Source organism: Nitratifractor sp. (genome assembly GCF_015487065.1).
GTDB lineage: Bacteria > Campylobacterota > Campylobacteria > Campylobacterales > Sulfurovaceae > Nitratifractor.
The window spans coordinates 1-8,002 of sequence record NZ_WFQN01000005.1 but is presented as its reverse complement, the minus strand read 5'-3'; the positions used below and the strand labels follow the sequence as shown (position 1 = coordinate 8,002).

The following is an 8,002-nucleotide window of genomic DNA, read 5'->3' as shown; positions in this document are numbered from 1 at the left end:
GCCTCCAGCAGCTCCAGCTCGAAGCGGCTCAGTGTTCCTTCCAGATAGAGTTCAAGGGTCTCCGCCGTCGTCAGAAAGGCTTCGTTGATCCTGTAGAGTTCGGGCAGAAAGATCCGGTCGTAGACCCCTTCACGATCCAGGATCGTCCGGTAGCGCTCCCGCAGCTCCCCCAGGATCCGCAGGTGATCGGCATACTCCGCGTAGGCGTCCGCCTCCTCCAGGCGCTCCAGAGGTACCTGCTCCCAGGCCAGCTCCTCGAAAAAGCGGAAAAAATCGGAACTGCGTGTAAAAAAGCGCACCAGATCCCGCTCGTTTCCCAGCCGCTCAAATCCCTCAAAGGCCGCCGCCTCCCGGAGCCAGAAGATCCGCTCACCCGCCTCCGCCTGGCGCCGCCCCGGCACCACGACGACCCGGGCCAGAAATTCATCCATCCGCATCAGGCGGGGCAGGAACCCTCCGGCACCGCGCAGCGAAGCGACCCGTTCACGGATGGAACGGGAGGTGGGAAAAATCTGAAGATCAGGCATGCGTTTCTCCTTTGGCTTGGGGGTATTATGGCGAAAGGGGCGCTTTGGGAAACTGAAAAGAGATCGTTATGTCATGTCTAATCTTGATCGATCTCTCTGAAAAACCTAAGAGTTACGCTTCCGTCATCCTGAACTCGATTCAGGATCTACGCTCTCTGTCTCTTTGTGGCCCTGGATTCCGGGTCAAGCCCGGAATGACAAAGGTTTGTCACATATTGAGATTCAAGAGATAATTCAAGGGGAGATTGGAGTATTTTGTGTCGGATAAGTCAGTGACCCGTTTTCCAAGATTTCTTCTTTTGGGCGGTGGGCCCTGTGGGCCCACCACATCAAAGATTCGATATCCGAGAGATAAAAGAAACTATTGCGCGGGTTTGAGATATCCCGGTGTGTCCATGAAGCCCACGGCATCACCCTTCTGCACCCGTACACGCAGAATGTAGCGTCCGGGGTTTTTCAGGGTCAGCTTTTCCAGAATATAATGCCCGTTTTTAAAAGGAAGATGATCGAAACGCTGATCCTCCTTTTCTGTGTGGGGACGGGTCAGCAGCAAGCTGACGTTGGCGTCGCTCACCGGGTTGCCCGCCTTGTCCGTCACACGGTAGCTGATTCGGTTGACGGGGTTGAGGGCGACGATCTTGCCCGGTTTACGCTTGAGATGCTCCGGTTTAAAATCCGAGAGCTTCATATCCTCAAGTTTCACCCGATAGCGTTGATCGAAACGCGCCTGAGCCTCCTGAATCTGGTTGGCGTCGATGTCCGCCGTCTGGTACTTCAACATATACTCGTTGGACTCGTGCACCGGCATGCCGATCGCATGCTTGACAGTCCAAAATCCCAGGGTGATCCCGATGGCCAGAAAGCCCAGGATCATATAGGGCCAATACTTCCCTCTGTCGCTATTGTTTGCCATGGCGTATCCTCATATAGATTGGTCGCCCGAAATATACCCAAAAAACCAAAACGGCTCCTAAATAGACAAGCCAGGTTATAATTTTTATAATCCACTGCCCTTCGTTCTTGATCGTCTGAGTCAGTTTGACCTTTTTGGCAGCCGCCAACTCATCCGCTAGTTCCGAATAGGCCTGCACCATCGCCACGTCGTACTTGGACTGTTGGCTATTGCTGTCGGCACTACCCAGGATATCGATAGCGTACTTTTTGACCCGGCCTGCCTTGTAGGCTTTTTTGAGATCGGGATCGGAGACCAGTATCCCCAAGCGCTTGTTGTTGGGGAGAAAGAGAATCGCCGCCCATGGTCTGCTGAGCTGCTTCTCGTACTTTTTCACATACTCATAGAGATTGGCCCGTTTATCCAGCCGGTCATTGCTGGCGATCACGTAGGCGTGAATCCCCGTCTTTTGCTGCAGTTCCGAACCGATCTTTTCGATAACATCACCCGCTTTGGGAGAGATCAGATGGTCGTTGATAAGATAGTGTGCTGAGAGTGAAAGAGTAAGAAGCAGCATCAGCAAGGTCGCCCCTGCTATCTGCCGCATAGGTTGAATCAACCTACGAAGAGATGGTTGGGAGTCAAAACAGACCAGAGAGTGATGATCGCCAGTAGGACCATCATCCAACCGATAACTTTATCCATAATCTTGATCATTTTTTCTCCCCTTTCTTCTCTTCTTTGACGTCGACGAAGGCAAATTTTGCGTTGTCCTTGCTGATCATCTTGACATTATCCAGGCTGTTCCACAGCGGCGCCGGATCGTAATAGTGAGTCGATTGAGCCTGCTGGACGCCGATGGCTTTGGTAATGAGGAAAGCCAAAATACTCAGCAGGAGCGCCGTTGCGATCAGCATTCCCACTATTCCGTTAATTCCCCACATATTTCTTTGGGTATTTTCAGTTGCTGCCATAGTTCACTCCTTACTGTTTCAGTGTGCTCAGATAAGCTGCCAGCGCTTTCTCCTGAACCGGAGTGAAGCGGCCGGGGAAGGCGGGCATATGGCCGATGATACCGGTCTTTCCGTTGGCCAGGACATGCTGAACCAGGGGCAGATCGTAGCCGGCCAGATCCGGTGCGCTGCCGCCGTTACCCTTGCCGTCCTGTCCGTGACATCCGGCGCAGGTACCCCACGCAGCAGGAGCATCACCCTTCAGGCCGTTGGCCACATACTCGGCCACAGCTTCGGCATCTTTGCCCTGAGCCAGGCCGGCAGGCATGGCACCCAGAGGGAATTTAAGCTGATGCTGGCCGTTTTTGATAACCGCCAGGACCTGCTCTTTGGTGAAGCGGCTGGTAAAGTCCTGCGCCTTGCCGGAGAGTCCGTCACCGGTCTCACCGTGGCAGGGGGCACACTGAACCAGGAAGATCGACTCACCCATATCTTTGAGCACTTCGGGAGAAGCGTTCTTGTGGATCTCCTCGAACTTCTTGTTGTAGTTCTTGACCTCCTGGTTGTACTCACCGATCTGGCTGTAGGCGTTGAGCGGATATCCCCAGAGGAAATACCAGATTGCCCAGATCATCGTACCAACGTAAGACCAGGCCCACCCGGCAGGCAGTTCGTTTTTGTACTCGCCGATTCCGTCCCAGTTCTCTTCTGCCAACTCACCGCCGGCGGTATCGGTTTTCATCTGAGCCATATATTTGGCCCCGACACCAAAGGTAAGGACCGCAATGGCCACCGCCCCCAGGAAGGTGATCAGGTTGACCGGATCACTCAGGTCGATGTGCATCTGTTTGATCACCACCAACGTCGCCACGATCAGGACACCGGCGAGCACCAGGCCTTTGACGATGAATGAATTCATTTAATTCTCCTTCTTTTCGTTCTTGTCTTTAGGATTCTCTTCGACGGGACGATCGTGCAATTCGTCATCGAGTGCCATCTTCCCGTACTTTTCGTAATCCCGTTCACCTTTTTTTTCACTGCGGTAGAGATGCAGGATGTAGCCATAGAGAATCACGACCAGAAGAACCGTGAGGAAGAAAAAGGCATACCCCTGCATTTCCGTCAATGTCACCGCAGACTCCTTACTTCAGACGATCGAGATAGGCAATCAGGGCGACAATCTCGGGGATCTTGCCCTGCTGGACCATCGCCAGAACGTCTTTGTTTTTCATCGCCTTGGCGATCTTCAGCGCTTCGGGCAGTGCCTTCTCTTTGTAATACTTCTCAAAGGCGGCTTTGCTGGGCTGAATGTCGTCACCGTAAGGCGTGTTGAAGACCTTTTTGACAGTCACAGCTTCCGCATAAGCGGTTTCCAGATCAGCGACATTCTTGAACTGATGCTTGTACGCCGGCATGATCGAGGCGGGAACGACCGATTTGGGATCCCACATATGGTTTGCATGCCAGTCAGGCGTCCGGTAGTTTCCGACACGGTGCAGGTCGGGCCCGGTCCGCTTGGATCCCCAGAGGAAGGGGCGATCGTAGGCGTACTCACCGGAGAGGGAGTATTTGCCGTAGCGATCGGTCTCGGCCTTGAAGGGACGGATCAGCTGAGAGTGGCAGGCGATACAGTTGTCTTTTTTATAGACCTCTTTACCGGCCAGCTGCAATACAGTATAGGGTTTGAGACCCTCGACGGGCCGAGCTGCTTTGGCGAAGTCGGGCAGAATCTCGACGAGACCTGCGAACGCGATGACGATGAAGACCCCGACCGAGAAGAGGAAGGGGTTTTTTTCCAACCAATGAAACATTCTTTACCTCCTTATGCCATAGGGGAGCGGAACTGGGGCTCCTGCTCAAGCTTGCGTCCTGCCGTTGCCGTCATGAAGAAGTTGTAGGCGAACATGAAGACACCGATCAGATAGAGCAGACCGCCGATCGCACGGATCGTATAGTAAGGATGCAGAACGGAGACGGTATCGATGAAACTGTACATCAGGTTTCCGTACTCATCCACGGCGCGCCACATCATACCCTGGGTAATTCCGGCGATCCACATGGAGGTGAAGTAGAGAACGACACCGGTGGTCTGGATCCAGAACTGAGCCTCCAGCAGAGACTTGCTGTAGATCTCACGCTTGAAGACACGGGGAGCCGCATGCATCATCGACGCAAAGATCATAAAGGCAACCCACCCCAGAACACCATCGTGAACGTGACCGGGGATCCAGTCAGTGAAGTGGGCAATGGCATTGACGGACTTGACCGCCTGGATGGGTCCTTCCAGAGTCGAAAGCATATAGAAAGTGGAGGCGAGAACCATAAACTTGATCAGCGGGTTCTCGGTCAGCTGGTTCCACTCACCCTTCATGGTCAGCAGCATGTTGATCGCTGAACCCCAGGAGGGAAGGATCAGTACAACGGAGAAGATCGATCCCATGGTCTGCATCCAGTCGGGAACGGTGGACCAGAGCAGGTGGTGTCCGCCGGCCCAGAGGTAGACGAACATCAGACCCCAGAAGGAGAGCAGAGAGAGCTTGTAGGAGTAGACTGCCTGCCCGGACTCTTTGGGGAGGAAGTAGTAGATGATCGCAATGATGGGCACGGTAAAGACGAAGGCAACCGCGTTGTGACCCCACCACCACTGGACCAGTGCGTCATTGGTACCGGCATACATGGAAACAGAGTGATACCAGTGTCCCAGTCCGCCGGAGAAGAAGTAGGTGGGGACTTCCATGTTGTTGAAGAGGTAGAGCATCGCCACACCGAGGAAAGTCGCAATGTAGTACCACATAGAGATGTAGAGGGCTTTTTCACGGCGCATACCGATCAAACCGAACATGATAATACCCCAGATGACCCAGATAACGACGATCAGAACATCCAGAGGCCACTCCATCTGGGCATACTCTTTGCTGGCGGTGATTCCCATTGCCAGCGAGATGACCAGGAAGGTCGCGGCGATCAGATAAAGGAAAAACTGAAGATATCCCAGCCCAATGAGGAACTTAGACTCACCCATGGAGACTTTCAGAACCCGCTGCGCCGCGTAATAGAACGAGGCGAAGATTCCGCTCACGGTAAAGCCGTAAATAACCACGTTGGTGTGCATAGGTCTCAGACGGGAAAAAGTCCCGTATTCACCAAAAAGATAGTTCAGTTCCGGAAACGCCAGTTGAGCGGCGATCAGAACACCGATAGTCATTCCGACGATGCCGAAAATGACCGCTGTCCACATGTAGAGTTTGGCAACGGAATAGTCATATTCCAGCGCTGCACTAGACTGCATACAAGCCTCCTAAATAAGATTTTGTTACGACGATGTAACGGTAACGGCTTATTATAGGTAAGCCAAGCTATAAAAAAACTTAAATAAACGGAAATTTTCGAGAGTATCAATCTAACTATTTTTATTAAGACTTATTTAATTTTTAGGGGGGTGCCGGTTGCCGGCTCAGGCTTTGCCTTTGGCCGACTGGATGGAGTGGATATAGCGGTAGTCGATGGCGATCTTCTTCTCCTTCGGGAGAGCCCGGGCAAGGCGCTCCAGCATCCCTTCGAAGTCCTCGAATAGATAGTTGGCCATGGAACCGGGGATGGGGTTGATCTCGTTGAGATAGACCTCGGACTCGACGACAAAAAAGTCACAGCGGATCAGACTTCCCAGAAAGAGAGGATCGTAGATCGCTTTGAACGCCGTTTCCAGTTTTTCCTTAAGCGGAGCGTCGATGACCGCCTCCCGCACGCGGGAGTCCCGGGAGAAGTCCCGGTACTTCTTGTCGAAATCGAGGAACTCCTCTTTTTGGGGCTCCTCTACCAAGGAGAGCTCCCAGGCGGAGGTTTTGCAGCCGGCCAGATTGTATTCGACAATCCCTTCGACAAAGGGCTCCACAATCACCTGCTCATCAAACTCAAAGGCTACATCCAGGGCGTAATCCAGCTCCGAGGCTTCCCGGACCACACTGACGCCGATGGAACTGCCCAGGTGCACCGGCTTGACGATCAGGGGAAAATCCAGATCCACCCGGCGCTCTTCCCCCTTCTGCAGCAGGCGGTACTCCAGGGTTTTGATTCCCAGAGCGTGAGCCAGGAGCTTGGTGTTGAGCTTGCTGTAGCTCAAAACCGAAGCCTCGATCCTCGGGCCGATGAAGGGAACGCCAAAGAATTCCATCATCCCCGCGATTTTTCCGTCTTCCCCGTCACGGCCGTGGATCAGATTGAGCAGCACGTCGAAGGCCACCGGCTTGCGCCCGCCCAGCAAGCCTCCGGCGGCGAAGAAGCCGCCGTGTTCCAGGGTCAGCTTCTTTCCTTTTTTATAGTCACCGGAACTGAAAGTCTTGGAAGTCATTTTTTCGCCGTCGATCAGATAGAACTCCCGTTCGCTGTCGACAAAGATGAAGAGGAGTGACGACCGCTTCAGAACCTTTTTGAGGGTGATGGCGCTGACGATGCTGATTTCATGTTCGTAACTCGATCCGCCGAAGAGAATGGCCAGGGTCATGACTGCTTACCTTTCCGTAACTTTCCCCGTCGGGAAATTGATGCGCTATTTTAGCATTGATTGGTTTCGAGAGAGATAGAGCGTTCTCCCGAACGGATCGAGGGAAAGGAGATGGCTATTGAGTGTTCTTTAAAAGTGAAACGATCTCTCCGTCATCCCGAATTTGACCCGGGATCCACGGTACAATGGAATATATCTAGCCCTGGATTCCGGGTCAGGCCCGGAATGACGAAGCTTTTTCAGACTCCTCTATTTCTTGCTCTTTTTCCTCTTTTTCGAAGATTCTGATCCGCTCTTCTTACCCGGCTTGGTTTTTTCTTGCTTTTTAGAGGCTTTGACCTTGGGCTTTTTGGCTTTGGCACTACTCTTGGTCATCTTTTTCTTATCTTGTTGGATTTTTGCCTCATCGCTGGCCACCTTTTTCTCCAGCTTGGCTGTTTTTTTGGTATCTCCACTCTTTTTGGCAGCTTTCAATGCCTCTTTGTCTTTCTTGAGTTGCACCTTGTCTTTGGAGAGTTTCTCTTTTGTCTTATCAGCTTTCGCTTTGGCCTTGAGGCCCTTTTGGGTATCGATACCCGATTTTTTGGCCTGACCGCTCTTCTGAGTCGTTTGACTCACTTTCACATTCTTGTAAACGTTTTTGGCGATATCGGGACCGATCCCGGGAACCTCCATCAGATCTTTCTGACTGCGAATCGGATGTTTTTTGCGAAACTTCATGATCGCATCCGCCTTGACAGGACCGATCCCTTTGATACTCATCAGCTCCTCTTTTGAAGCGGTTTGAGGATTGAGGCCGAAGGCCAGGCCGAGACTGAGGGTCAGAAGTATGAGAAGTTTTCTCATGGCTTTCCTTTCTGTTAATAATGATAGAATCATTATAATCAGAAAAAGCGAAAATTTCGTTGAATAATTTGGATAATTTTCTGTTAAATCAGCCAGTTCTGCATAGCGAAGATCTCCTCACTGACCGGCATCAACTTCCATCCGGCACTCTCCAGCACCATGACTTTGCCCCCGAAATACCCCGCGGCATATCGTTCGCGGTAAATGGGGAAGCAGCCGGCACGGAAAGCGGCGAAGATCTCTTCGGGATTTTCCGGATGCCGATAGGCGGTGAAATCGAGTG

At 52.4% G+C, this 8,002-nt stretch carries 10 protein-coding genes and 1 pseudogene; all 11 read right to left on the bottom strand.

Features of this window, described 5'->3' with window-relative positions; translation table 11 throughout:
* Positions 1 to 527 (bottom strand): annotated as a pseudogene (locus tag F8I07_RS00220) (PD-(D/E)XK nuclease family protein); the annotation flags it as partial.
* 361 nt (positions 528 to 888) lie between these two features.
* Entirely contained in the window at positions 889 to 1,440 is a 552-nt protein-coding gene (locus F8I07_RS00215; protein WP_292654193.1) for a FixH family protein, read from the bottom strand.
* A complete protein-coding gene (locus F8I07_RS00210) occupies positions 1,427 to 2,026 on the bottom strand; it encodes a hypothetical protein (protein ID WP_292654190.1) in 600 nt (199 codons plus the stop codon). Before F8I07_RS00210 ends, F8I07_RS00215 begins: the two co-directional genes overlap by 14 nt.
* 106 nt (positions 2,027 to 2,132) lie before the next feature.
* Entirely contained in the window at positions 2,133 to 2,393 is a 261-nt protein-coding gene (locus F8I07_RS00205; protein WP_292654187.1) for a DUF4006 family protein, read from the bottom strand.
* 10 nt (positions 2,394 to 2,403) lie between these two features.
* Positions 2,404 to 3,291 (bottom strand): c-type cytochrome, encoded by an 888-nt coding sequence (locus tag F8I07_RS00200; protein WP_292654185.1) that lies wholly within the window; start codon positions 3,289 to 3,291, stop codon positions 2,404 to 2,406.
* The gene (locus F8I07_RS00195; protein ID WP_292654181.1) at positions 3,292 to 3,504 is read right to left on the bottom strand and encodes a cytochrome c oxidase, cbb3-type, CcoQ subunit; all 213 of its coding nucleotides are present in this window, start codon (positions 3,502 to 3,504) and stop codon (positions 3,292 to 3,294) included. It abuts the gene before it with no gap.
* A gap of 10 nt (positions 3,505 to 3,514) precedes the next feature.
* Positions 3,515 to 4,183 carry a cytochrome-c oxidase, cbb3-type subunit II gene (ccoO, locus tag F8I07_RS00190; protein ID WP_292654178.1) on the bottom strand — a complete coding sequence of 223 codons (669 nt, stop codon included), beginning with the start codon at positions 4,181 to 4,183 and terminating at the stop codon, positions 3,515 to 3,517.
* Positions 4,184 to 4,194: 11 nt separating this feature from the next.
* Positions 4,195 to 5,661, bottom strand: a complete 1,467-nt coding sequence (gene ccoN / locus F8I07_RS00185; protein WP_292654176.1) for a cytochrome-c oxidase, cbb3-type subunit I — start codon at positions 5,659 to 5,661, stop codon at positions 4,195 to 4,197.
* A 165-nt stretch (positions 5,662 to 5,826) separates the two neighbouring features.
* Positions 5,827 to 6,873, bottom strand: coding sequence for a D-alanine--D-alanine ligase (locus tag F8I07_RS00180; RefSeq protein WP_292654173.1), 1,047 nt, complete (start codon positions 6,871 to 6,873; stop codon positions 5,827 to 5,829).
* A gap of 249 nt (positions 6,874 to 7,122) precedes the next feature.
* Positions 7,123 to 7,719 carry a helix-hairpin-helix domain-containing protein gene (locus F8I07_RS00175; RefSeq protein ID WP_292654170.1) on the bottom strand — a complete coding sequence of 199 codons (597 nt, stop codon included), beginning with the start codon at positions 7,717 to 7,719 and terminating at the stop codon, positions 7,123 to 7,125.
* A gap of 83 nt (positions 7,720 to 7,802) precedes the next feature.
* A partial coding sequence (locus F8I07_RS00170) for a hypothetical protein (RefSeq protein WP_292654168.1) occupies positions 7,803 to 8,002 on the bottom strand: 200 nt, incomplete at its 5' end.